We start from the raw sequence: 22,700 nt of genomic DNA on the forward strand, positions 1-22,700 counted from the left end.
AGGCCCACGCCACGCGGGATTTTTACTCCAGTGGCGCGGGCCCGGCGCAGAAGGTTCACCGCGGTGCGCGGCGCCCCCGTGTCCCGGCCACTGCGACTGGCCGGGACAGCGCGACGCCTTAGAACCGCGCGTTCACACCCGCATAGAAGGTCCGGCCGCGCTCCTGGAACACGTAGCCTTCCTCATCCTCGGTGCGTGAGTTGGCGATGTTGAGGACACCCGCGTTGACGCCGAAGCTCTTGTTGATGTCGTAGCTGGCGCCGGCATCGAACAGGGCGTAGGGGTCCACTTCCTCGGTGCCGCTGAGCTGCGGGCCAATGTACTGGCCACGAACGAAGGCCTTGAGGCCGACCATCGGCATCACGTCCAACTGGCCGTTGAGGGTGTGCTTGGGCCGGTAGGCGAGCTGCACGTCATTCTCCAGGTCGCGGCTCTCCAGGAACGTGTAGTTCGCGCTGAGGCGCACCACGTTGCCGAAGGACTTGCTCGCCGTCGCCTCGACGCCCCGCAGGCGCGCGCGGTTGACGTTGCGCGGAACGTACAGGGGCAGGCCCGTCTCCGGGTCGGTCCCAATCGGGTCCACGCCCGTGCCACGCGGCGTGTCGATGAGGTTGCGGATGTTGTTCTGGAAGACGGTCGCCGACAGGCCCCACGACGCCATGTTCCAGTTGGCGGACAGCTCGAAGTTGGTGCTCTTCTCCGGTTCCAGGTCCGGGTTGCCGATGATGCCGCAGCGGCCACGGCAGCTCGTCACCAGGGACTCGGTGCTCATCTGACGCAGCGTGGGCGCCTTGAAGCCCGTGCCGACACCCGCCTTGAAGGTGAGGTGGGTGATGGGCGAGTAGACGGCGTAGGCGCGCGGCGTGAAGTGCAGGCCGAAGTTCTCGTGGTTGTCCAGGCGCGCGCCCAGCAGCAGGCTGAGGTTGTCCAGGAGGGACATCTCGTCCTGCGCGTAGAGCGCCTGCTGGTGCACGCTGGCGGCGCCGCTGGTGAACTCGTCGGACTCGAGGTCAATCCAACGCGCCTCGCCGCCCACCGTCAGCGTGTTGAAGCCCAGGTACGCGGTGGCGTTGGCCTCCGCGACGATGTTGTTCTGGACCAGCCCGTCGACGCCAGAGTCCAGCCCTTCCCAATAGCCGCGGACCTCCGAGTTGCCCCAGTCCCACTTGCCCTTGTGGCCGAGCACCGCGTCGTTGCGGTGCACCACCGTGTCCGCGTCGCCGAAGGTGCCGCCAATGAAGTACTCACCGATGCGGTTCTGGTACGCGCGGCCGTACTCGGCGGTGATGGTCTGCTGCGAGGTGGGCGTCCAGTTCAGCGACAGCCGGCCGTTGTGGTCATTGCGGCCCTCGAGCGTGGCCAGGTCGCCGAAGTTGACGACGCTGCCATCGCCACGCGTCACCGGCTCACCGTCCGCGTTGAGCACCGGCGAGCCCGGGTTGCGCGCGCCGTTCCATGCCTGGCGGTGGTTGAAGCCGCCGGTAATCTTCATGGAGAGCGTGTCCTTGATGAGCGGACCGCTGAGGAAGATGCTGGAGCGGAGCTCCTCGCCGTTGGCGCCCACGGTGGGCGTCTGCGCCTTCAGGTCGATGCCGCCCGTCCACTTGGGCGCCACCGGCTTGGTGATGATGTTGATGACGCCGCCCAGCGCCTCAGAGCCATAGAGCGAGGACATGGCGCCGCGGACGACCTCGATGCGCTCGATGCCCTCGGTCGGGACGAGGCCGATGTCGAAGTCGTTGTGGCGGAACACCGCCTCCATCGAGTTCACGCGCTTTCCGTCGACCAGGATGAGCGTGTAGCTCGAATCCATGCCGCGGATGCTGATGCCGCGGCGGCCCTGGCTGCCGGCCGTCAGGCTGATGCCGGGGGCCAGACGGATGGCGTCCGTCAAATCGCCCACCGGCGCACGCCGGAGGTCCTCCTGCGTCACCACCGTCACCGAAGCCGGCGCGGTCGCCGCGTCCTGGGCGGTGCGGGTCGCCGTCACCACGACGGGCGCCATCTGGAAGATGTTGTCCTCCAGCGCCGCGCCTTCTCCGTCCATGGCGTCGGTTTCGGCCGGGACGCTCTGTCGCGCGGAGGGCGGCGGCGGGGTGGCCGCGTCCTGCGCCCACGCGGGCGTCATGGTCAGCAGCAGGGCCGAACCCATCCACTTCCAGTGGACGGAGAACCGCGGTGAACGAGAGGGCAGGGGGGAAACATCGTCACGATGAACGGCGCGCAAGGTCCTTCTCCTCATGTGGCTGTCTGAGCTGCGGGACTCCCCCCTCCCGCTGCCGCACGAGGCATTCACGGGTTTGTCGTTGAGTGAGACATCGGTGATTCCTGGCACGCCGAGGCGGCCGGAAATTCACTCGAAGTTAGGTTTGATTTTGCTAATCAATCTCAACTTCGAGACACTTAACGTTGCAACGGCGCCTCTGTCAACGCGCGGAAGACGGAAAACTTCTACTCGTGTCGTAGAAGCCCGACTTCACGGCGGAGACGCCGGAACAGGAAGTATCAGTCCTACGTGGGCCAGACGGCCCGCGGTTCCTCGTCGTCCTTCGCGAGCAGGATGCTGGCGCCCTCGAGCAGGTCCTCGGCGTCCAGGGCCTCCACGGCGGTGCGCACGCCCGCGTGGGCATCCATCACCCGGCAGTAGACGCGCAGCGAGGTCTCCTGGAGTTCGCCTCCTTCGACCTCGCCGTTGCCCGTCCAGCCGAGCGCGTCCGTGAGCAGCTCCTCCACGGCGACGCGCTTCTCCACGTCGTGGCCGGTGCCCTTGCCCTCGACGGTGTACTGGACGATGAGCGTCGTCATCTCGGCGGGGTCGGGCTCGTCGTAGCCCTGGTCCACCCAGGGCCCGGCGGCTTCGGCGATGACCATGTCCGGATCTTCCTCCGGAGGCAGCGGGAGCTGCTGGTCCTCGCCCGTTTCGCCCACGATGCCCTGGTGCACGGTGAGTGCGCCGTCATGCACCCACGCCTCCCAGTACCGGAGCCGTTCGCCATCCTTCTTATAGAGCTTCAGCACGCTTCGATTCTCATGCGGTGGACCTCTGCATAGCATGGAGCCCCGGGGGCTCATGGGTCAGAAGGCACGGCCCTGACCCCCATCCACGGGCAGGGTGGCGCCTGTCACCCAGCGTGCGCGTTCCGAGCAGAGGAAGGCGACCACGTCCGCCACCTCCTCGGGGGCGCCGAAGCGGCCCCAGGGCAGCTCGTCCCGCACCAGCCTGGCGACCTTCTCTGGGTCCGCCTTCTGGCGTTTGTCCCAGCTCCCCCCGGGGAAGAGGATGGAGCCAGGGGCCACGCCGTTGACGCGGATGCGGTACTGGGCCAGGTCCACCGCCATCTCCTTGGTGAGCGCGGTGATGCCCGCCTTGGCGGTGGTGTAGGGCGCGCTGGTGGCGTACTCGCGGCCGTAGATGGAGTTGAGGTGGACGATGCAGCCGCCGCCCTTCTCACGCATGACCTCCACGGCGCGCTGGCTGCACCACACGGCGGACAGGAGGTTCCGGTCCAGGACGGAGGTCCACTGCTCCGCGGTGGCCGAGTGGAACGCGCCCGCGCCGCCGCTGCCGCCCACGTTGTTGACCAGGATGTCCAGTGTCCCGAAGGCGCGCACGGCGGCGTCGACGGCGGCCACCGCGCCGGCCTGGGTGGCCACGTCCGCCACCACGGTGGCGACCTCGGCGCCGTCCGCGCGGAGCTGCGCGGCGGTGGCTTGCAGGGCCTCCTCGCCGCGCGCGCTGATGCACACCCGCACGCCCTCGCGGGCCAACGTCGCCGCGATGGCTCGGCCAATGCCCCGGCTGCTGCCGGTGATGAGGGCTGTCTTTCCTCGGAGCTCCAAGTCCATGAGCGAGCGTTCTACTGCGCCCGCTCGTCCATGGGGGGCCGCGTGGTGCCCAGGCGTTGAGTCCTGTGCGGAGCGCCGCGAGCACGTGCGCCCGCCACGCGAGGGGCGCGGTGTGCTCCGGGGCTGTCCCGCCAGGAGACAAGGCGCCGCGGTCTGGTGCTCGAGGCCGCGGGCGGGGACCAGGCGCCGCGACCCGATGCTCGAGGCCGCGGGCCGGGGCCGACAGGGCGGCTACTTCGCCCGGAAGCGCGCCTGCGCCGGGGACGCGCCGTCGGTGCGCTCCACGCCGCGGTCCGGATTTGCGGCCAGGTGCTGGAGCACCTTGAACACCGTCTCCACCTCGTCCGGCATGCCGATGTCCGCGGCCAACTGCTCGGCGGTGCGGGCGTCCGCGCGGGCCTCGCGCAGGCGCGCGGTCAGCTTGCGCTGGAGGTCCAGCACCACGCCCGCGGCCTTCTTGCCCGCTTCCACGCCCGGCTGGTGGTACGCGTTGATGTGCACCAGCGTGGCGTAGAAGCCCACCGCGCGCTCATACAGGGCAATCAGCGCGCCCACCGTGCGCGCGCTCACGTCCGGCACGGTGAGGGTGAGCGACTCGCGGTCCTTCTCGTAGAGCGCGCGCCGCGTCCCCAGCAGGAAGCCCAGCAGGTAGTCGCCGCTGGTGACGCCGGGCTCGACTTCGAACGCGCCGCCATCGCGGTCCTTCAACACCTCGATGAAGGTGGCGAAGAAGTTGAGCACGCCCTCGCGGAGCTGCTGCACGTAGGCGTGCTGGTCCGTGGAGCCCTTGTTCCCGTAGACGGCGATGCCCTGGTTCACCACCTTGCCGTCCAGGTCCGTCTCCTTGCCCAGCGACTCCATGACGAGCTGCTGGAGGTAGCGCGACATCAGGAGCAGCCGGTCCTTGTACGGCAGGATGACCATGTCCTTGTGGCCCCGGCCGTCGCCAGCGTAGTGCCACATCAGGGCCAGCAGCGCGGCGGGGTTCTTCAGCGCGTCCCGCTCCCGCGTCGCCGCGTCCATGTCCTTGGCGCCGCGCAGCAGCGCGTCGATGTCCAGCCCCTGGAGCCGCGCGGGCAGCAGGCCCACCGCGGACGTCACGGACGTGCGTCCGCCAACCCAGTCCCACATGGGGAAGGTGCGCAGCCAGCCCTGTTTCTTGGCGTGGTTGTCCAGCTCGCTGCCTTCGCCGGTGACGGCCACCGCGTGCTTCGCGAAGTCCAGGCCCCGGGCCGTGTAGCCGCGTTCGGCCTCCAGCATGCCGTTGCGCGTCTCCTTGGTGCCGCCCGACTTGCTGATGACCACGGTGAGCGTCTCCGACAGCCGCTCTCCGAGCTGCGCCAGCACCCGGTCGAAGCCGTCCGGGTCCGTGTTGTCGAAGAAGGACACCTGCATCGGGTCCTTCGCCGAGCCCAGCGCGTCCGCGATCAACTGCGGCCCCAGCGCCGAACCGCCGATGCCCACCAGCAGCACGTGCGTGAAGCGCGGCGCCTTCTGCGGCTTCACCTTGCCGTCATGCACGTCCTTGGAGAAGGCGTGGATGGCGGCCACCGTGTCGGTGATTTCCTTCTGGAGCGCGGGCTCGGGGGCCAGCTCCGGGGCGCGCAGCCAGTAGTGGCCCACCTTGCGCTTCTCGTCCGGGTTGGCGATGGCGCCCTTCTCCAGCGCCTCCATGGCATCGAAGGCCTCGTCCACGCGGGGGCGCATCCGCTCCAGGTAGTCCGCGGGGAACCGCATGCGCGAGACGTCGAGCGTGAAGTCCAGGCCCGGGACGACGCACAGATAACGCTGGTACCGCTCCCACAGTTCTCGCTCGGTCATGGCGCGTGGCTTAGCGCCTCCGTGCGCGGGTGGGAAGCCGGACGCGAGTGGGGATGTGCATCCCCAGCACCTCGGCCGGCCGGGTGCTCAACACCTCACACGGAGGGCCGCGCCGCTTCGGGGGCCGGCGAGGCTGGGGGCGGGGGCTGCGCCGCGGGCGTCAACGGGGCCTCCGGCTTCCAGGCCGGGTTGCGGAAGACGTAACTCAAGCGTTGCTTCAGGGGCCCGGGCTTCGAGGCGTCGCGCGCGATGGCGGCGAACTCGTGGAAGGCGATGCGCACGGGATTGAACGTCGTGAGGTTCTTCGTCAACCCGTACACGGGCTTCTCGCCCTCGGGCTCGAAGGTGCCGAAGAGCCGGTCCCAGACGATGAGGATGCCCGCGTAGTTCTTGTCGAGGTAGCGCGGGTTGGACGCGTGGTGCACCCGGTGGTGCGACGGCGTGTTGAGCACCCACTCCAGCGGACGCGGCAGCCGGCCAATGGCCTCGGTGTGAATCCAGTACTGGTAGAGCAGGCTGATGGACTGCTGCGCGACAATCAGCACCGGGTGGAAGCCCAGCAGCGCCAGCGGCGCCCAGAAGACGAAGCTGGTGGGCGGCGTCCAGGTCTGCCGCAGCGCCGTGGACAGGTTGTAGTGCTGGCTGGAGTGGTGCACCACGTGGGACGCCCAGAAGAAGCGGCTCTCATGGTGGACGCGGTGGAAGGCGTAGTAGCAGAGGTCGTCCGCGAGGAAGAGCAGCACCCAGGCCAGCACGCCGGTGCCCATGCGCAGCGGCGTGAGGTGGTAGAGCGCCAGGTAGCCCGCGAAGGCCACGCCCTTCCACAGGACGTTGATGGCCACGTTGCCCAGGCCCATGGAGAGGCTGGCCGCCGTGTCCTTCAACGTGTGGCCCACCATAGGGCTGCCTTCGTCCCGCTGCTTCTTCACCCAGAGCGCCTCGGCCACCACCGTGAGGGCGAACACGGGAATCGCGAGGGCGATGAGGTCGGGGATGTGGGGTGCGTCCATGGTGGGGCCTCCTTGGCTTCGCTGCGAATTCAGGCCCGCGCGCGGCGGCGAGGCCGCCCCAGCGCGGGGAGGAAGGCGTTGCGCATGAACTGCGTGAGCGCGTCCAGCATGCGGCGGTGCGCCGGGTCGTTCGGCCGGGCGCTGCCTCCCACCGCCGCGCCCTGCACCGCGTCCAACGCCAGCTCCACGATGGAGTCGAAGTCCGGGTGCTCGGAGGCCTCGGGGAACAGCTCGCGGGCCACGCGGTGCAGGTTCTCCCGGTGCGGCCCGTCCACCGCGGCCAACGCCACGCGCAGCTCCGCGTCCGTGCGCGCGGCGACGTACAGCTCGATGGCGGCTTGCAGCTCCGGGCGCTGGAAGGCGGCCCACAACATGTCCACCGCCGCCGCGATGCGGTCCCTGCCCGACGGCCGAGCGCCCACGCCGGCCAGGTAGTCCTGGATGAGTCGTGGGAAGAGGTGCTCCACCGCCGCGGCGAGCAGCTCCTCCTTCGTATCGAAATGGGTGAAGAGCGCGCCCTGCGACAGGCCCGCACGTTTCGATACCTCCACCGTCGTCAGGCGGGCGTAGCCCTGCTCCACCAGCGTCTCGATGGTGGCGTCCAGCAGCTTGCGCCGTGTCGTCTCCCGGCGCTCCTGCTGCGTGCGGCGGACGGGGCGGGGGGCCTTGTCCGATGGAGTGTTCTTCGCGGCCATTCGTCCTGGAGGATAATCTCGAACTTAGTGAGTGACCAGTCACTTTGTTGAAGCCAGGGGCGGATGATCCTCACAGGGGCGGTGTCCATCACCTGTCCCCGTACACGGTGGGGCCTCGGCGGAAGTGGGCGCGTGAGAATCGATTCCGAGCCTGCTTGCCCACCAAGAGGGAGGGCAGGGGCCTGCCGGCTTCCCGCGCGGTTTTCCCCTGGGACTCGGGTATGAATCCCTCCAGGACGGTGGGCGTGCCGAAGCCCACCGCGTCGTCCAGCAGACAGGCGCCGGGAAAATTCGCAGGGAAATACCCGCGCCACTTGCCGTCGTTTCCGCCCCGCCCCGATATGAACCTTTCTGCCCTTCTTCTTGGTTCTCTCCTGGCTTCGGCCCCCGCAGTTCCTTCCTCTCCCGCCACGGTCGCGGACGACGTACCCGAGGTGGGTGTCCCCTTCGCATGTGGGCGCATCCACACGGTGAGCCAGGGACACGACACGGGAAGTCATCAACACAACGACACCCATGCGTGGGATTTCCGCATGCCGGATGGCACGCCCATCGTCGCCGCGCGCGACGGCAAGGTGCGCCTGGCGCGCGGTGACAGCACGCAGGGTGGCTGCGGCGAGCAGTTCGCCAAGCACGCCAACTACGTCGTCATCTCGCATGGTGACGGGCTGGAGACGCAGTACCTCCACTTCAGCGCCGTGGTGGTGAAGCCCGGCGACGTCGTGAAGGAAGGGCAGCTCATCGGCTTCTCCGGCTCCACCGGCTGGGCCTGCGGCGCGCACCTGCACTTCAAGGTGGCACGTGAGAGCGGCAAGGGTTGGAACAACCCGTCCGTGCCCGCGCGCATCGCGGGTTATGGAGATCCGGTGCGTGACACCCGCGTGGCCGCGCCCCTCTGCAAGGACAACGGCACGCAGGCGCTCATGGCGAGCAATGGCGGCGCGCATTCCCCGGGTCAGCCGGTGGTGTCCATGTCACCGGAGCGACAGCAGGCGCTGCGCGGCCTCCCGCCCGGGGCGCAGAGCATCCTCGACGGCCTCTCCCAGCCGCCCGCCCAGGGTGGCCAGGGCCTCGACGAAGCGCGTACGTCCGGCGGTACCCGCACGGCGAGCGGCCCCAGCGAGACTCGCTGAGGCCAGCAGCGCGCCCGCTCCGGCGAGCAGCATGAAGAGGGCCCCCGCGTTGACGAAGTAGTCCAACGGCAACAGGGGGCCTTCCACGTAGGCCCGCACCACGCGGTAGCCCACGTGTCCCAGCAGCGCCAGCAGTGGCAGGTTGATGAGCGGCAGCACCAGCCAGCGCGCGGTGCGCCACCACCCGGCCACTGCCTCCGCCACGCCCGTGGTGGCCGTGTAGCGCCAGGCCCCCGCGCGAGCGACCCGCACTTCCTCCAGCAACGTGTCCACGTCGGGCACACCCAGCAGCGCGGGGTCCAGCCCTCCCGCGCGCGCCACGCTGCGCGCCTCCGCCAGCGCGGTGCGCGCCGCGGACTCCGCGCTGAAGTCGTCCTCGAAGGGCTCCACCACCGCGGACTCGGCGGCGCGTGCGCGGGTGTGTCCACGCACCACGTCCACCACGGTGGAGGCCGCCGCCACCGCCAGCCCCGCGGGCAGGCTGCTGCGTCCCACCAGCGCCGCCGCGCCCAGCCCGCTGGCGCCCCACAGCGACAGCCGCAGGCCCCACGCCGCCGGGCCCCAGAAGCGGCCTCCGGCTTGCCTGCGTACCTCCGCCGCGAGGTGCCCGTGCGCCAGCCCCAGCCGCGAGTCGAAGTCCGCGCGCAGGCCCTCGGCCGCCTTCTCCAATCCCGAGTCCAGCGCGGCGCGCGTGCGAGACAGCAGCGCCAGCGTCTCCTTCAGCGCCGCCTCCACGCGCGTGTGGACTTCTTCCAGCGCGCCCAGCGCGTTCGTCCTGCGCACGCGCGCCGCCACGGCCTGGGTGGCCAGCCCGCGCAGGTGGAAGAGGAGCGCGCCGAATTCGCCGGACACGTCGCGGCCGTCCTTCGCCGCCAGCGCGCTGATGGCGAAGACGGGCACGTCCTCCTGGGCCAGTCCGTACTGTTCGGAGGCCAGCTTGCGCACCTGGGCCTTGAGGGTGTCGCGCGAGGTCTCCGACAGCTCGTCCGCGAAGTTGAGGATGAAGACGAGCGCGCGCCGTTGGGCGAACTCCGTGAGGAACTCGACCTGGGTGGCTTCGGCGACGCTGCCTCGGTGCATGACGACGAGCGCGACATCCGCGCGCTCCAGCGCCGCGCGGGCGACCTCTCGGTGGGTGGTGGCCACGCTGTTGAGGTCCGGCGTGTCGATGAACACCTGTCCGCCCCACAGTCCCTGCGGACCGGGGGCGTATGTCACCACCCGCGCGCCGGAGCCAGCCAAGGCCTCGGTGGCCGTGCCCTCGGGGGCGAAGACGGTGGCGACGGTGCTGGTGGGCCGGTTGACGCCTTCGCGTGACAGGGCCTGTCCCGCCAGGGCGTTGAGCAGCGTGGACTTGCCCGCGCCGGTGGCGCCCACCAGCGCCACGGTCAGCGGCGCGTCCTTGCGCGCCACACCCCGTGCGTAGTCGTCCACCAGCCGTTCCAGGCGCGTGGCATGCGGGCGCAGCGCAGGCAGCTCCAGGGCTGTCTTCAGCAGGGAACGCAGGGCTTCGGGTTCGGGAAGGCTCGTCTCGTCCACGTGGGGACAGCCTGTCCCGGCTGGGCCCGGGTGACTACGAAGAAGATGTGGGGAGGGTGCGCCAGCGTGCACTTCGCGGTGGGGTGGGCAACTTTCGCGGCCTGGGCTGAGGCACCGGGCGGATTGGCGGCGTGGGTGCCGGGAGGAGTAGAAACAGCGGCACCATGGACCTCTTCCTCATGTCGCCTCCGGGCCGCACGTGGGCCCTTCGCGGCCGGAGCAACTTCCGCAGTCGCGAGGCCCCGCCGGTGGATGCGCTCCAGGCCCGGCGCGAATGGCTGGCGCTGGCGCGGGAAATCGAAGCGCGCGGCGGCACGGTGGTCGCGCTGCCGTCACCGTCCGAGCTGTTGACCGGAATGCCCTACGCCGCCGAGTGCGGTCAGGTGGTGCCTCGCGAAGGCGCCGCGCCGCTGTTCCTCCTGCCTCGGATGATGAGCGCGCACCGGCAGGCGGAGCGTGAGCACTGGGCTCCGTTGGCCCGGGCGCTGGGCATGGAGGTGGTGGACCCGGGGGTTGGCGTCTGGGAGGCCCACGGTGACGTGGCCACCTTCGATGGCGTCACGCTGTTGTTCTGGGGCGGACGCACGACGCTCGATGGACTGGAGGCCGCCGAGCGCTACTTCCCGGGCGAGGTGCTGCGCGTGCAGGTCCGCGAGCCCGCCTTCCATGGCAACATGGCCGTGCTCCCGCTGCCCGCGGCGGACCGGCTGATGGTGTGCCCGGAGGTGATGACGGCGGAGTCCCATGCGCTCTTGTGCGAGCGCTTCGGGGAGCACCGCTTGCTGGTGGTGACTGAAGAGGAGATTCGCCGCTACGCGACCAACGGTCTTCCGGTGGGGCGCGACGTGCTGGCACCCTCGGTGGTGCCTCCGCAGGTGCGCGCGCGGCTGGAGGCACTGGGGCTGCGCGTGGTGCCGCTCACGATGCGCGAGCTGTGCGAGAAGGGCGGAGGCTCTTCACGTTGCCTGGTGTCGCGCGCGGAGGTGGATGCGGCGACCGTGAAGATTCCGGAGGCCTTCCGGCTGTCGGCGGTCGCGAGGGACATCGATGCCGATGGGTGATGGGGACTCGCTGCCTGGGCAGGCCGAGGCCTTCCTCTCGGCGCATCCCGGCGCGTCCCTGGTCGCGCTGGGCTCGGGTGAGCACGCGGGCGCGTTGAACCTGTCGCCCCTGGGCGTCCCGGTGACGTTCCTGCCCGCGGAGCGGAACGTGGACCTGGCGATGCGGTACCTGTCGCTGAACCAGTTCGCCTTTGGTGGCATCGGCGTGCCGCGTTGGGTGCTGTCGGACTTGTACTTGTTGCCCGGAGCCATCGGGCTGTTGCGCTGTCCGGCGAGGATGCTGTCCGCCTCGGTTCAAGAGCGGTTGGGGGTGGCGGGCGATGAACCGGCGATTGGCGCGGCGTATTACGCGGCGCCCTCGTTGACGCCGGGGCTGTTCATCGGTGTGTCGCTGTTGAGCGTGCTCCCCGGGACGGGCGCCTCGCCATGGGTGAAGGCGCTCACGTTGCAGATGCTGCGCGCGCGGCGGCTGCGGGGCGTGGCCCAGTGGGACAATCCCAGCGTCCGGGTCCACTCACGGCTGGGCCCGTTGCGTCTGGTGGGGCGAGTCCCCGGCGGTCACGAGTACGGCGAGCGCTCCTTCGTCTATGAATCGGAGCTGACGGACCTGACGCGTCTGGCGGATGCGATGGCGCGTCGGCTCTCGCTGACGCCCACCCTGCGCGTGTCCGCCACGGACCTGCCCGCGTTGAGCGCGTTGCTCGACCGCGCCGAGGCCGGCGAGGTGTTGCACCTGGTGTATCCCGGCCTGGAGGCGGGCCAGGTGCTGGTGCGAGAGGGTCCGCTCGACTGACGAGGCGTCAGGGGGCGGGAGCCGCGGGGGATTCCATGTCCTCTTCGAGCGCCCGTCGCAGCGCGCTGGCGCCGTTCCGGACGATGGGCGCTCCGTGTGAGAGGCAGAGGGTCTCCACGGGGAGGTGGTCCAGGATGCGCTGCACGCTGTGTCGGGTGCGCATCGGTTCATCCTGGTACTCGCTGGGGACGAACCCGGGCGTGCCGTCATCCTCGCGCGTGAGCAGGTCGGAGATGAACGCGACGCCGCGCGGGTGCTGCTGCATCCACAGCGTGTACATCGCTTCGGTGGGGCCCGGCGTGTGGAACGAGATGAGCCCCGCGGGCAGCGTGTCGCCCGCGACGTAGGAGAAGTCCGGTTCCTCTTCCAGCGTCAGGGCGCCTTCGGGCGCCCACACGGGAACCTTGAAGACCTTGCGCAGGCGCCACGCGGAGCGCTGGTGGTTGCCCGCCGTCAGGACGATGGCGGAGACGTTCCCCAGCTTGCGCAGCGCGGTTTCCTCGATGGGCAGCGGGTCGATGAGGACGACGGCGCCGTCCGTATCCACCACGGCGTACGCGTCACTTCGCGCGCCGCCAATGCGGTCGTCGGACAGGGTCCAGTGATGGATGCCCGGGACCACCTCGCTCGTCCGCTTCGCCTTCCCCTTGGGCTCGCTCATGCGGAGAAAGCTAGGCACCCCCAGCAGGTGTCACCGGGGCGGGGATGGAGGCCACAGCCTGTTTGCCCCTTTGCTTCCACGGCGGGCACCCGAGGGTGAGCGGGCGGCATCCGCGAGAGGTCGCAACGTTTCCGCATGATGTCCCGTGTCCCTCATGGCGTGATGGCCCGGCCCCTGGTGCTCTATGACGGTGGCTGCGCATTCTGCCGACGCTGGGTCGCGCGCTGGCGCTTGCGGACCGAGGGGCGCGTCCGCTACCGGGCAGGCACCTGGTGGCGCCGCTGGCTGCTGGGCATCCCGAAGGCGGACATGCGCAGGGCCCTGCAGTTGGTGGAGCCCTCCGGCCGTGTGTCGCATGGCTCGGAGGCGTTGTTCCGCGCGCTGGCGGCGTCGCCTCGCCGGGGAACCCGGGTGGCCGCGCGGCTGGGATTGCTGCCGGGTGTGCTGCACGCGTCCCAGGCGGTCTACGCGGTGGTGGCCCGGCACCGTGGCCGGGCGGCGCGGGTGGACCGGTGGCTCTTTGGTCGCGCGGTGGTACCGCATGAGTACCGCTGGGTGCGGTGGGCCTTCTCTCGGTTGTTGGGCGGCACCTTCCTGGTCGCCTTCACGTCGCTGGGGCGGCAGGTGTTGGGCCTGTATGGCACCCGTGGCCTCCGCCCCGTGGCGGAGCGCCTGGACGCGGCGCGCCGCGAGGAGCCCTCCGCGCTGACACGGTGGCGCCGCATCCCTTCGCTGTTCTGGTGGGATGCCTCGGACGCCTCGCTGGTGCGGGGATGCCGGGCCGGGCAACTGTTGTCCCTGGCGCTGCTCTTCAACGTGGCGCCTCGGCTCAGCGTGTCGCTGCTGTGGTCGCTGTACCTGTCCTACGCGGCCGTGGGCCGTGAGTTCCTCTCCTTCCAGTGGGACGTGCTGCTGCTGGAGATGGGCCTGTTGGGAGCGCTCACCGCACCCGGCGGTCTGCGCCCCGGCGTGGGGCGTGATGCGCCGTCCGCCTTGGACGTGTTCCTGTTCCGGCTGTTGGTGTTCCGGCTCTATTTCGGCTCGGGGCTCAGCAAGCTCCAGTCCGGGGACCGCACCTGGCGCGAGCTGACCGCGTGCGAGCACTATTACGAGACGGCCCCGCTGCCCACGCGTGGCGGCTGGTACGCCCATCATCTGCCTCCGCGCCTCCAGCGCGCCTCCACGTTGGCGGTGCTGGGGTTGGAGACGGCGGTTCCGTTCCTGGCCTTCGGGCCCCGGCGCTTGCGGCAGTTCGCCTTCTGGAGCCTGGGCGGTTTGCAGGCCGCCATCATCGCCACGGGGAACTACGGGTTCTTCAACGTCCAGGCGTTGGCGCTGGGGGTGTGGTTGCTGGACGACGCGGCCCTGCGGCGGGTGCTGCCGTTGCCAGAAGGTCCTCCCGCCGAGGCTCGCCCGTGGTGGCGCACGGGCCTGTCCGCGCTGGTCACCGCACCGCTGCTGGTGCTGGGCGCCTCCGAGGTGCTTCGCCGCTTCGAAGGGTGGCAGCGATACCGGCCCGCTCGCGTGGAGACGTGGATGACGTGGCTGGAGTCCCAGGCGCGCCCGCTGCGCTCGGTGAATCCCTATGGCCTCTTCAGCATGATGACGGTGCAGCGGCCGGAAATCCTCGTGGAGGGCTCCGACGACGGCGAGCACTGGAAGGAATATCCGTTCCACTACAAGGTGGGGGACCTGACCCGGCCGCCCCGGCAGGTGGCGCCCCATCAACCCCGGCTGGACTGGCAGATGTGGTTCGCCGCGCTGGGCTCACCGCCGGGGTGGTTCGTCGCCTTCCTGGCCCGGCTACTGGAAGGCTCGCCCGAGGTGCTGGGCCTGCTGGCGGGCAACCCCTTCCCGGACGGGCCGCCCCGACTGGTCCGCGCGACGCTCTACGACTACCGGATGACGGACCTGGCCGAGCGGCGGCGCACGGGCGTCTGGTGGAAGCGTGAGCCGTTGGGGCTCTATGTGCCGCCCCTCTCGCTGTCTCCCGGGCCCCGACCCCGGGGACGCGTTCCATCGCTGCAGTGGCATGCGGGGGCGTAGGCGAGCGGAAGGGGAAGCGGGCGTGCGGCCTTGAACGCCCGCGGCCCCTTTTCCCACCGCGGCCTTGGGGTGGGGTTAGTATGTCGGCTCCCCACCCATTCCGTCGTCGTGAAGCCGTGAAGACGCTGCGCACTCCTTTTCGCCCCCTCCTTGTCGCCGCCATCGGGCTGCTGAGCGCCTGTGGGCCCACGCCCACCACCATGAAGCTGGAGCCGCTGGAGACGAAGTTCCTCCGCACTCCGGGGCAGACGGTGAAGCTGCAGTACGAGGTGTACGACGCCGAAGGCCAGCGCATGTCCGAGCCGAAGCTGCGGTGGACGAGCTCCGCGCCAGACGTGGCTGTGATTCAGGAAGGCCAGTTGACGGTCCGCAAGTCGGGGAAGACGACCATCGGCGCGACGGGCGGGAAGGTGCGCGCGGCGTTGCCGCTGGAGTTGACCATCCTCAACTCGCTCGACGTGCGCGCGCCGGGCGCGGACTTCCTCGAGGTGGGCCGCGTCATCAAGCTGCGCGTGGTGGCGAGGAACGAGCAAGGCGCCTCGCTCACGGACGCGGCACCTGAGTTCCGCACGACGGACGAGATGGTGGCGCGCGTGGAGGACGGGCAGCTCATCGCCGTCCGTCCGGGCAAGACGACGCTGAGCGCTTCGCTGGGGCACCTCAGCCGGCACATCGCGGTGCAGGTGGTGCCCGCGGACTTCGCGCGGCTGGGCCTCAACCTCACCCACCATGCCTTCCAGCGGCGCGGCCAGTCCGTGCAGCTCCAGGCCCGCGCGTTCAACCGCAGCGGCGTGGTGCTGGACACGGTGCCGCTGGAGTTCTTCACGTCGGATGCCGCCGTCGTGTCCGTTTCGCCCGAAGGGCGCGTGACGGCGGTGGGGTCCGGACGCGCCGTGGTGTCCGTCGTCGCCGGGCGGCGGCGGACCGCCGCGGAGTTCGTCGTTCCGTAACGCCGCCGTCGCTGGGCGGAAGGCGGCGGAGTTCGTCTCTGCGTGGCACCGCCGTCGCTGGGCGGAAGGCGGCGGAGTTCGTCTCTGCGTGGCACCGCCGTCGCTGGGCGGCGGAGTTCGCCGGTTCGTCACCTACGGCTTGGGGGCCGCAGGCGCCTTCGGCTTCGCCTTGGTGGGGGCGGGAGCCTTCTTCGTGGGGCGCTTGCGCTTCTTGTCGTCCGCGTCCTCGGGGCAGGGCGGGCGCGGGCCGTCGCTCGGCGGCTGGATGGTGAAGTCGACGCGGCGATTGAGCGCCATGCCTTCTTCCGTCGCGTTGTCGGCCAGGGGCCGCGAGCGGCCAAAGCCCTGCGAGCACAGGCGCTCGGCGGCCACGCCACTCTCCACCAGGAAGCGCATCACGCTGGCCGCGCGCCGGCGCGACAGGTCCAAATTGTACGCGTCGCTCGCACGCGAGTCGGTGTGACCTTCCACGAGCATCCGGTCGGCTTCGGGGTTCTCATTCATCACCCGGGCCACTTCCTCCAGGATGGGGAAGGACTCCGAGAGGATGATGTCCTGGTCGGTGGCGAAGTTGAGCTGCTCCAGGATGACAATCCGGTTGCCGTCACGCCGCGCCAGCGGACACCCGTCCTTGCCGCGGCTGCCCGCGGGCTGGTCCGGGCACTTGTCGAGCCGATCCACGACGCCGTCCCCATCCTTGTCGGTGTCCGGGCAGCCCATGTTGGCCACGGGGCCGGCCACGTCGGGGCACGCGTCGGCCTCGCCGATGACGCCGTCGCCATCCGGGTCCACGGGCGGCGGCAGCGGCTGCGGAGGCTCCTTGAAGCGCTCCAGGGCCTCCCACTCGCGCGTCTTCGCCGGAATCCACAGGATGGAGGTGAAGAAGCTCAGCGTGGGGGACGAGATGGAGCAGCCGCAGCCCATGCCGCCACCAAACGTAAACGTCAGGCCGGTGGAGCTGTACCAGCGCAAGCCGAAGAGCGCCTCCGCCGGAACCTGACGGGGCTCGTTGGGCTGCTTCGTCAGTCCCACCGCGCCGTGCACCATGCCCACCGCAGTGACGCCGCTGCCTCGGAGGATGGGGACCTCGGCGCCCACGCCGAAGGGCATCATGTCGCCCACGGAGACGCCGCTGAAGACGCGGTCCGGGCGCTTCCAGAAGCCGCCGTTCAGCGCCAGGAGGATGCCGTTCTCGAAGCGGTAGTCCACCACCAGGCCAGGGGACCACGTCATCTCGCCGTCACCGGCGAAGGCATCCTGGGCTCCGGTGGGGAAGCTCACGTTCATCGTCACCGCGCCGCCCCAGCCATGGCCCTCGGCGGGACGGCGGAGGCCGGGGATGGCCACCTTGCCCATGAGGCGCAGGTCACCGAGGACGAAGCTCTCGACGCTGCCCTCGGTGCCGATGACCTCCAGGTTGGCGCCGCCCTGGGCCAGGATGAGCGGCATGTCCACGCCGATTTCGGCCCAGTCGAACAGGCCGATGGTGGCCATGACGTCCAACTGGAAGCGGTTGCCGACCAGGTTGATCTTGCTCAGGTCGCCGCCCTCGGGAATCAGCGACAGGGGGTTGAGCGAATAGCTGAGATACGGGCCGGCCGAGACGGACAGGTGTGACAGCGGGCGCGACTGCTGCACCACCACCAGGTCCTGAGGCGCGCCAGAGGGCCGGAAGAGCTGCACGTTGAAGCGCGCATCCGGCTGCGCGATGGCGCCGGTGGACAGCCCCAGCGCCAGGACCAAGAGCAGGTGCGAGGGCTTCATCGAGCAGGGCGGCGGTTGCGAAGGAACATGAGGCTCGCGGTGAGCAGCAGCAGGATGGTGGTGCTTCCGGCGGGCGTGGCGTCGGCGGTGGTGCCGCAGCAGAAGGCGCCACCTTGCGGCTCGGTGCCGGGCTTGCGGCGGCCCCGCTCGCATTCCAGCGTCTTCGCGGAGCAGTGCTCCACGCCGAGGCAGTCCCCACTGTCCGCGCACGAGGTGGAGCAGGTGTTGGAGGCCACGTCGCAGGTGCCACCGCAGGGGCAGTGCGCATCGGCGAAGCATTCGACGCAGGCGGTGCCGTTGCAGACGGTGCCCTCGTCGCACGTCACGGCGCAGGCGCCTGTGTTTTCACAGGTGCGGGTGGCGGGGTTGCAGACGCCGCTGCCGCAATCCGCGTCGTCGCGGCAGCCCACGCAGGTGCTGCCCTGCACGGAGCCGTTGGAGAGGCAGAAGGGCGTGTCACCCTCGCAGGTGCCGCAGCGCGGACCGCAGTGCCGGTTCGTGGTGCATGAGGTGCACTCGCCGCTGAGGCAGAACGAGCCATCGCCACACTCGAGGTCGTTGCGGCACTGCACGCAGACCTCGCCGTCCAGGCAGAAGGGGCGCTCGCCCGGGCACCGCACGCAGCCGGGGCCGCAGCTATCCGACGTGCTGCACGACGGCATGCTGTCCACGCAGCGGCCGTTGAGCATGTCGCACTGCTTGCCTGCGCCACACTGGCTGCTGGTGGTGCACTCGACACAGGTGGGCGTCGCGCCGGGCGTCAGCGCCGCGCACTGCGTACCGTTGGGGCAGCAGTTGCAGGAGTTGCCCGCGCACGAATCATTGGTGGCGCAAGGCGAGCACTCGTAATTGGAGCAGGACTCGCCCTGTGGGCAGTGCGAGTTCTGGGTGCATTCACGGCACTCGTGGATGTCGGTGGCGCAGACCTCGCCGTTGCTGCATTGGCTGTCGTTGTTGCACTCGACACAGGTGAACGTCTCGAGGTCGCAGGCGCCCGTGGGACAGTCACGGTCTTCGTTGCAGCCCGTGCACTGATTCGTTTCGAGGTCGCAGCGGCCGTTCTCGCACTGTCCATCGTCGATGCACTGGACGCACTGTGTACGACCGTTGATGTTGGCGCAGTTGGGCGTGGACTCGCCGCAGGGAGAACAAGCCTCGCCGCAGAAGAGTGACGAGTCACAGGGCGAGCAGAGCGCCGCGGCGTTGCAGCGGTTGAAGGAGCTGCAACCGCCATTGCCGGGCGCGTTCGCGCTGCCGCGATTGCACTGCTGGCAGACGTCGGGCTGACCAGGGAACGAGAGCGTCCCGTTCTCCGTCTGGAAGAAGCGCGCGGATTCGATCAGTTCGAAGCCCGACGTGAACAGGTTGATGATGGGCGGCTGGTTCGCGGCGCGCTGGAAGTTCGTGAAGGTGCCTGTCCGCATAGACAGCTCCAATGCGGCGTGCTCTCCGAGTTGCGAATAGAGCATCTCCACTGCGTAGAGGCCAGCCTCGGGGAAGGTGACGCTGTTGGTCGTCCGCCACGTCGCAAAGCCGATCCTCGGGGGCTGGTTGATGACCTGGTAGCCCTGGCTCCGGTCGTAGATAACGAGGCTGATGCCGTCGTCCACATAGAAGCCGAAGTGGACGGGCTGGCCCGCCAATTCAGCGGTGATGTTGAGGTATCCGCGGAACCGGGAGACGAACGGCGTGAAGGCGTCGTTGTTCTGGATGACGTTGAAGGTGCATCCACCCACGGAGCAGCCTGGTGCCACCACCTGGCTGATAAAGTCGCCGTAGCTCAGCGTGCGTCCGTCGTTGAGGTTGTTCGACAAGTCGAACGCGGTGCGCTGCACCGTCGTGACACGGGTCTGCCGGTTGGCGGGCTCTTCGATGAATCCGTTGAGGCCGTCGAGGTACGTGTCGCGAGACTGAGGGAATGCGATTAGGGACCGCGTCCATACGTTGGACGCCACGCACAGGCCCTGTCCCGCGCTGGGGATTGGCGGGGCAATGGCGGGGCCTTGGATGACGACGTCGGGGAGCTTCTGGTCCGGGTCCTGGGCCCATGCGGTCGATACCGCGAGGCACACGGACAGCACGACCAGCGCAGTGCGCGCGATGCGGGACGATGGCGAATTCAAGACTCCGCCAGCATCCCCAATATCTCCGACAACAGCAAATCCTTCATCCGCTCGTGGTTTTCCTCTACGTCTGAACGTCCCAGGTTCTCCCTGTGACGTCCTACGTAGGCCCTCCAATCGCGCGCATTTAGTCTGAACAACAGGAAAGTCATGTCTCGATGCGCTTCAGCGCCATCGCCCGGCCTGTTGCACGGAGAGGCGCAGCCTGCCTCGTGACGAGCCTCGACACGAGGCGCCTGGTGGGGCGCCGAACCGTGCGCCGGCTCAGGCGCGCATGCAGCTCACGTCGCCATCCTGGGAGCGGATGAATGCCGTGGTGAGTTCAGAGCCCAGCGCGGCGCACAGCACATCGAAGGTGCGCCGACGGGCGCCTCCGACGACGGAGGAGGGCTGGCTGGTCAGCGTCTCGGGGTGCCGCACGAAGATGTTGTAGCCCACGATGCAGCCATCCGCGCGCAGCACGGTGATGCCATCGGTGGCCATCATGCCTCGCAGCAACTGCGCGGTGGCGCGCACGGCAGTACCGGCATTGACGGTCGGATCCGCGTGATACCGCTCCAGCAGCGCGACGATGTCCAGCGGCCGGGGCAGGATGATGCCGTCCACGAACAGCGATGAGCCCGCGCGCTCCCGAGGCAGCACCGCCACGAGCGCGCCGTGAGAGCCCTGCATCACCTCGAAGAGCACGCGGCGGAAGAAGCCTCGCGCGCGTTCACGGCTGGGCATGGAGACGGCGTCGGTGACGGCATCTGCCAGCTCGGCCATGACCTCTGGCGGCGAGGCCGACTCCACCTTCGCGCCGGAAAGGTACACGTGCCGGCACAGCCCGCCACCCGAGCGCAGCTCCAGGATGTTGTCCGCGAGTTGGAGCACGCCGATGACACCCGCGCCGGTGTCTCCCACGCGGCGCAGGCGCTCCAGCGGCGTCTCCGCCAGGGGGAAGGGGTCCGTCCGGAAGACGCCGTACGCGAAGCCTTCGGGGACTCGCAGCAGGTAGAGCGCCCACCAGCGGCCCTGTCCCAGTGGGGCGCATTGCTTGAGCGCGCGTTGGATGGTGGCGCGCGAGCGGGGGCCGATGCCGATGGCAATCGGGTCATGCCCGCCCAACTGTTCGAGCATCTGTCCCAGGTCGTCTCCCACGAAGGCCATGGGGAAGAGCGGGGCGCCCTCCTCGCGGTATCGCGACAGGGTGACGAGCAGCTCGCCGATGGCATCCGCCGTCAGCTCGCAGGACATCCGTGCTTCATCCAGGAACGTGCCGACAGCCTCGGTCAGCAGGTGGCGGAAGGAGAGGACGGGCGGTGACGCGCCCGCGTCGGCTGGGTCCGAGCCGTTCATGAGGCGCACAGCATGGCGCATTGGCGCCGGTCACGCACGGACGGAGTTGCCACGGCGTCGCGTCTCCACCCCTCAGGTCAGGCCCGCCCGTGCCTCGTCCAACTGGGCCGCCGTGTGCGCCCAGTCGCCCGCCAGCCCGTCGAGCTGCTTCAGCACATCGGAAAAGTACCGCTCCTCGAGCGCCTTCGACAGGGTGGTGCCATGGGCATCCGCCCACTTCTTGGTGACGCGGGCGCGGACCTGCGCGCCCAGCAGGTCCACGAAGCGCTCCATGAGCGGCGTGGACAGCAGGGTGCCAGCCCAGACGACCGCGTCATGGCCCAAGCCGCCCGTGGCCACCGTCACCACCGCGGCGGCACCGGACGGAACCGAGTACACCAGCGTCGTCAGTGCCTGGAGAATCTCCTCCCGCATGCCGCCCTGGAGCTCCGCGGCCACCAACTCGCGGCAGTACGCGTACAGCGTGGCCCGGTCGGCCGCGTGGGCGTGCAGGGGCTCGAAGCCCAGGGGCTCCTCCAGCTTCGCCAGCGTCACCGGACCGAAGGCCTCTTCCAGCTTCGCCCGCGTCTGCGCATCGGCGCGCCACGCAGCCACCTCGGGGGCGAAGGCATCCACCAGCCGCCGTACCCCGTCCTTCAATGTCTCATCCACGGCGTGGGTCGGCGTGTCCGTGCCCGGGGCCTCGGGCGCGGTGAAGGACTCGCGCACCTTGCGCGTGACGAAGGTGAGCGCGGTGGCCAGCCCTCGGAAAGGCAACCGCACCCACTTGTGGAACTGACTGCGCGCGTCCAGTTCGTCGCGGAAGGCGTCGATGAGCACGTCGGCGGGCACGGCCTTCAGTGCCGCGTGGGCGCCCACGACGCTCAGCTCGTGCCGCAGCCGCTGACGGAGCCGGTCGGGTTCCTGGGCCGCGAGAGAGGCCGCGCGTGACACGGCCTCCATCTCCGCCCGAGCATCCGCGATGGAGGCCTCCAGTGCGCGGGCCTTCAACTCGCGCGCGTGCTCGGCCTGTCCCAGCAGGGCCCCGAGCGCGGGCTTTCCATCGAGCGGCTCGGTGGCCAGCGGCTTGAGCCCCGCTTCGACGTCGGGCTGATGCGGCGCCAGATAGCATGCGAGCGCGGGGTGGCCCACGTCGCCGGCCAGCTTCTCCAGGTGCCCCCGTGCCACTTCCTCACGCGTGGCCTCGTTGTAGACGAGCAGGTACGGCCGCCCGTGCCCCACGGCCGCGCGCAGGAAGTCCACCAGCGCGGCGTTCTGGTACGTCTGCCGGCTGGTCACGAAGACGAGCACGTCCACGGTGACGAGCAGGGCCTCCGCGCGCTCCCGGTTGTCGCGGTACACGCTGTCGAAGTCCGGCGTGTCCATGACGAGCAGCCCGCGGGGCACCGCCTCCGACAGCACCAGGTACAGCCGGCCCGGAGGTCCCGACTGGTCCACCGGCGCCGCTTCGCCCGAGGCCACCGGCACGGTGTCGTAGCGCCGCGTGAGGTAGTCCTTGAGCGGTCCGGTCCACGAGTCCGGATGGGCGGCGGCCAGGCACTGCTTGGTGAGTCCGCCCTCGGGCCGCGCGGGTGACAGCGACGCGCCCACCAGCGAGTTGAAGAGCGTGGACTTGCCCACGTTGTTGGGGCCGGCGATGGCCACCAGCAACAGCGGGGCGTCGGCGGAGCCCAGGCGGGGCAGCAGGTCGCGGCGCAGGCGCTCGGCCAGACGGCGCGCGAGCTCGGCGTCCGCGGCGTCCGGAAAACGCTCGGGAGCGGGCAGGGCGTCCAGGGCGGACGCGAGGCAGGTGCGCAGGGTGTACGGGTCTCTCATCACCAGAAGTCCGCGCACCTCAGCACGCGAAGCGCTTCGTGCCCAGGCACTTGTCCCTTCAGGTGTCGGCCAGGGACAGAGCGGGTGGAGCGCGGTAGGGTGTCT

The 22,700-nt window shown here is 69.8% G+C and carries 16 protein-coding genes and 1 pseudogene; 5 read left to right on the forward strand and 12 right to left on the reverse strand.

Annotated elements, in window-relative coordinates; all coding sequences use genetic code 11:
- Window positions 1–118 precede the first annotated feature (118 nt).
- From A176_RS37055 to A176_RS37080, 6 genes are all read right to left on the reverse strand, one after another.
- Entirely contained in the window at window positions 119–2,152 is a 2,034-nt protein-coding gene (locus A176_RS37055; protein WP_002633633.1) for a TonB-dependent receptor domain-containing protein, read from the reverse strand.
- Window positions 2,153–2,511: 359 nt separating this feature from the next.
- Window positions 2,512–3,018 (reverse strand): hypothetical protein, encoded by a 507-nt coding sequence (locus tag A176_RS37060; protein WP_002633632.1) that lies wholly within the window; start codon window positions 3,016–3,018, stop codon window positions 2,512–2,514.
- Window positions 3,019–3,075: 57 nt separating this feature from the next.
- Complete coding sequence (locus A176_RS37065; RefSeq protein WP_002633631.1) at window positions 3,076–3,846, reverse strand: SDR family NAD(P)-dependent oxidoreductase; 771 nt, start codon at window positions 3,844–3,846, stop codon at window positions 3,076–3,078.
- A 231-nt stretch (window positions 3,847–4,077) separates the two neighbouring features.
- The gene (locus A176_RS37070; RefSeq protein WP_002633630.1) at window positions 4,078–5,667 is read right to left on the reverse strand and encodes a glucose-6-phosphate isomerase; all 1,590 of its coding nucleotides are present in this window, start codon (window positions 5,665–5,667) and stop codon (window positions 4,078–4,080) included.
- 95 nt (window positions 5,668–5,762) lie between these two features.
- On the reverse strand, window positions 5,763–6,677 hold the full coding sequence (locus tag A176_RS37075; protein ID WP_002633629.1) for a sterol desaturase family protein: 915 nt from the start codon (window positions 6,675–6,677) through the stop codon (window positions 5,763–5,765).
- Window positions 6,678–6,706: 29 nt separating this feature from the next.
- Window positions 6,707–7,372, reverse strand: coding sequence for a TetR/AcrR family transcriptional regulator (locus tag A176_RS37080; RefSeq protein ID WP_002633628.1), 666 nt, complete (start codon window positions 7,370–7,372; stop codon window positions 6,707–6,709).
- Between the two features lie 341 nt (window positions 7,373–7,713).
- Here A176_RS37080 and A176_RS40840 point away from each other — a divergent pair.
- A pseudogene (locus A176_RS40840) lies at window positions 7,714–8,166 on the forward strand (M23 family metallopeptidase); the annotation flags it as partial.
- 180 nt (window positions 8,167–8,346) lie between these two features.
- Here A176_RS40840 and A176_RS37090 read toward each other — a convergent pair.
- On the reverse strand, window positions 8,347–10,044 hold the full coding sequence (locus A176_RS37090) for a GTPase (protein WP_002633627.1): 1,698 nt from the start codon (window positions 10,042–10,044) through the stop codon (window positions 8,347–8,349).
- A gap of 164 nt (window positions 10,045–10,208) precedes the next feature.
- Between A176_RS37090 and A176_RS37095 the strand changes: the two genes are divergently transcribed.
- A complete protein-coding gene (locus tag A176_RS37095) occupies window positions 10,209–11,105 on the forward strand; it encodes a dimethylarginine dimethylaminohydrolase family protein (RefSeq protein ID WP_002633626.1) in 897 nt (298 codons plus the stop codon).
- A complete protein-coding gene (locus tag A176_RS37100) occupies window positions 11,092–11,898 on the forward strand; it encodes a hypothetical protein (protein WP_044889895.1) in 807 nt (268 codons plus the stop codon). Before A176_RS37095 ends, A176_RS37100 begins: the two co-directional genes overlap by 14 nt.
- A gap of 7 nt (window positions 11,899–11,905) precedes the next feature.
- Here the strand turns inward: A176_RS37100 and A176_RS37105 are convergent, their stop codons facing one another.
- Window positions 11,906–12,559, reverse strand: a complete 654-nt coding sequence (locus A176_RS37105) for an MBL fold metallo-hydrolase (protein WP_002633624.1) — start codon at window positions 12,557–12,559, stop codon at window positions 11,906–11,908.
- A 135-nt stretch (window positions 12,560–12,694) separates the two neighbouring features.
- Between A176_RS37105 and A176_RS37110 the strand changes: the two genes are divergently transcribed.
- A complete protein-coding gene (locus A176_RS37110; protein WP_002633622.1) occupies window positions 12,695–14,605 on the forward strand; it encodes a lipase maturation factor family protein in 1,911 nt (636 codons plus the stop codon).
- Between the two features lie 116 nt (window positions 14,606–14,721).
- On the forward strand, window positions 14,722–15,555 hold the full coding sequence (locus A176_RS37115; RefSeq protein ID WP_002633621.1) for an Ig-like domain-containing protein: 834 nt from the start codon (window positions 14,722–14,724) through the stop codon (window positions 15,553–15,555).
- A gap of 132 nt (window positions 15,556–15,687) precedes the next feature.
- Here the strand turns inward: A176_RS37115 and traB are convergent, their stop codons facing one another.
- The 4 genes from traB to A176_RS37135 form a co-directional block, all read right to left on the reverse strand.
- Window positions 15,688–17,319 carry an outer membrane exchange protein TraB gene (gene traB / locus A176_RS37120; RefSeq protein WP_002633620.1) on the reverse strand — a complete coding sequence of 544 codons (1,632 nt, stop codon included), beginning with the start codon at window positions 17,317–17,319 and terminating at the stop codon, window positions 15,688–15,690.
- On the reverse strand, window positions 17,316–19,442 hold the full coding sequence (gene traA, locus A176_RS37125; RefSeq protein ID WP_044889893.1) for an outer membrane exchange protein TraA: 2,127 nt from the start codon (window positions 19,440–19,442) through the stop codon (window positions 17,316–17,318). Before traA ends, traB begins: the two co-directional genes overlap by 4 nt.
- Window positions 19,443–19,706: 264 nt before the next feature.
- Window positions 19,707–20,780: a hypothetical protein gene (locus tag A176_RS37130; protein ID WP_002633618.1), complete on the reverse strand. Its 1,074-nt coding sequence runs from the start codon at window positions 20,778–20,780 to the stop codon at window positions 19,707–19,709.
- A gap of 72 nt (window positions 20,781–20,852) precedes the next feature.
- On the reverse strand, window positions 20,853–22,595 hold the full coding sequence (locus A176_RS37135) for a GTPase domain-containing protein (protein WP_044889891.1): 1,743 nt from the start codon (window positions 22,593–22,595) through the stop codon (window positions 20,853–20,855).
- Between the last annotated feature and the right edge of the window lie 105 nt (window positions 22,596–22,700).

Source organism: Myxococcus hansupus (genome assembly GCF_000280925.3).
GTDB lineage: Bacteria > Myxococcota > Myxococcia > Myxococcales > Myxococcaceae > Myxococcus > Myxococcus hansupus.

What these genes read in the sequence shown, in the direction of transcription:
- A176_RS37055 (WP_002633633.1), bottom strand. Translation starts at nt 2,152, where the DNA reads ATGGGTTCGGCCCTGCTGCTGACCATGACGCCCGCGTGGGCGCAGGAC.
- A176_RS37065 (WP_002633631.1), bottom strand. Translation starts at nt 3,846, where the DNA reads ATGGACTTGGAGCTCCGAGGAAAGACAGCCCTCATCACCGGCAGCAGC.
- A176_RS37070 (WP_002633630.1), bottom strand. Translation starts at nt 5,667, where the DNA reads ATGACCGAGCGAGAACTGTGGGAGCGGTACCAGCGTTATCTGTGCGTC.
- A176_RS37075 (WP_002633629.1), bottom strand. Translation starts at nt 6,677, where the DNA reads ATGGACGCACCCCACATCCCCGACCTCATCGCCCTCGCGATTCCCGTG.
- A176_RS37080 (WP_002633628.1), bottom strand. Translation starts at nt 7,372, where the DNA reads ATGGCCGCGAAGAACACTCCATCGGACAAGGCCCCCCGCCCCGTCCGC.
- A176_RS37095 (WP_002633626.1), top strand. Translation starts at nt 10,209, where the DNA reads ATGGACCTCTTCCTCATGTCGCCTCCGGGCCGCACGTGGGCCCTTCGC.
- A176_RS37100 (WP_044889895.1), top strand. Translation starts at nt 11,092, where the DNA reads ATGCCGATGGGTGATGGGGACTCGCTGCCTGGGCAGGCCGAGGCCTTC.
- A176_RS37105 (WP_002633624.1), bottom strand. Translation starts at nt 12,559, where the DNA reads ATGAGCGAGCCCAAGGGGAAGGCGAAGCGGACGAGCGAGGTGGTCCCG.
- A176_RS37110 (WP_002633622.1), top strand. Translation starts at nt 12,695, where the DNA reads ATGATGTCCCGTGTCCCTCATGGCGTGATGGCCCGGCCCCTGGTGCTC.
- traB (WP_002633620.1), bottom strand. Translation starts at nt 17,319, where the DNA reads ATGAAGCCCTCGCACCTGCTCTTGGTCCTGGCGCTGGGGCTGTCCACC.
- A176_RS37130 (WP_002633618.1), bottom strand. Translation starts at nt 20,780, where the DNA reads ATGAACGGCTCGGACCCAGCCGACGCGGGCGCGTCACCGCCCGTCCTC.
- A176_RS37135 (WP_044889891.1), bottom strand. Translation starts at nt 22,595, where the DNA reads ATGAGAGACCCGTACACCCTGCGCACCTGCCTCGCGTCCGCCCTGGAC.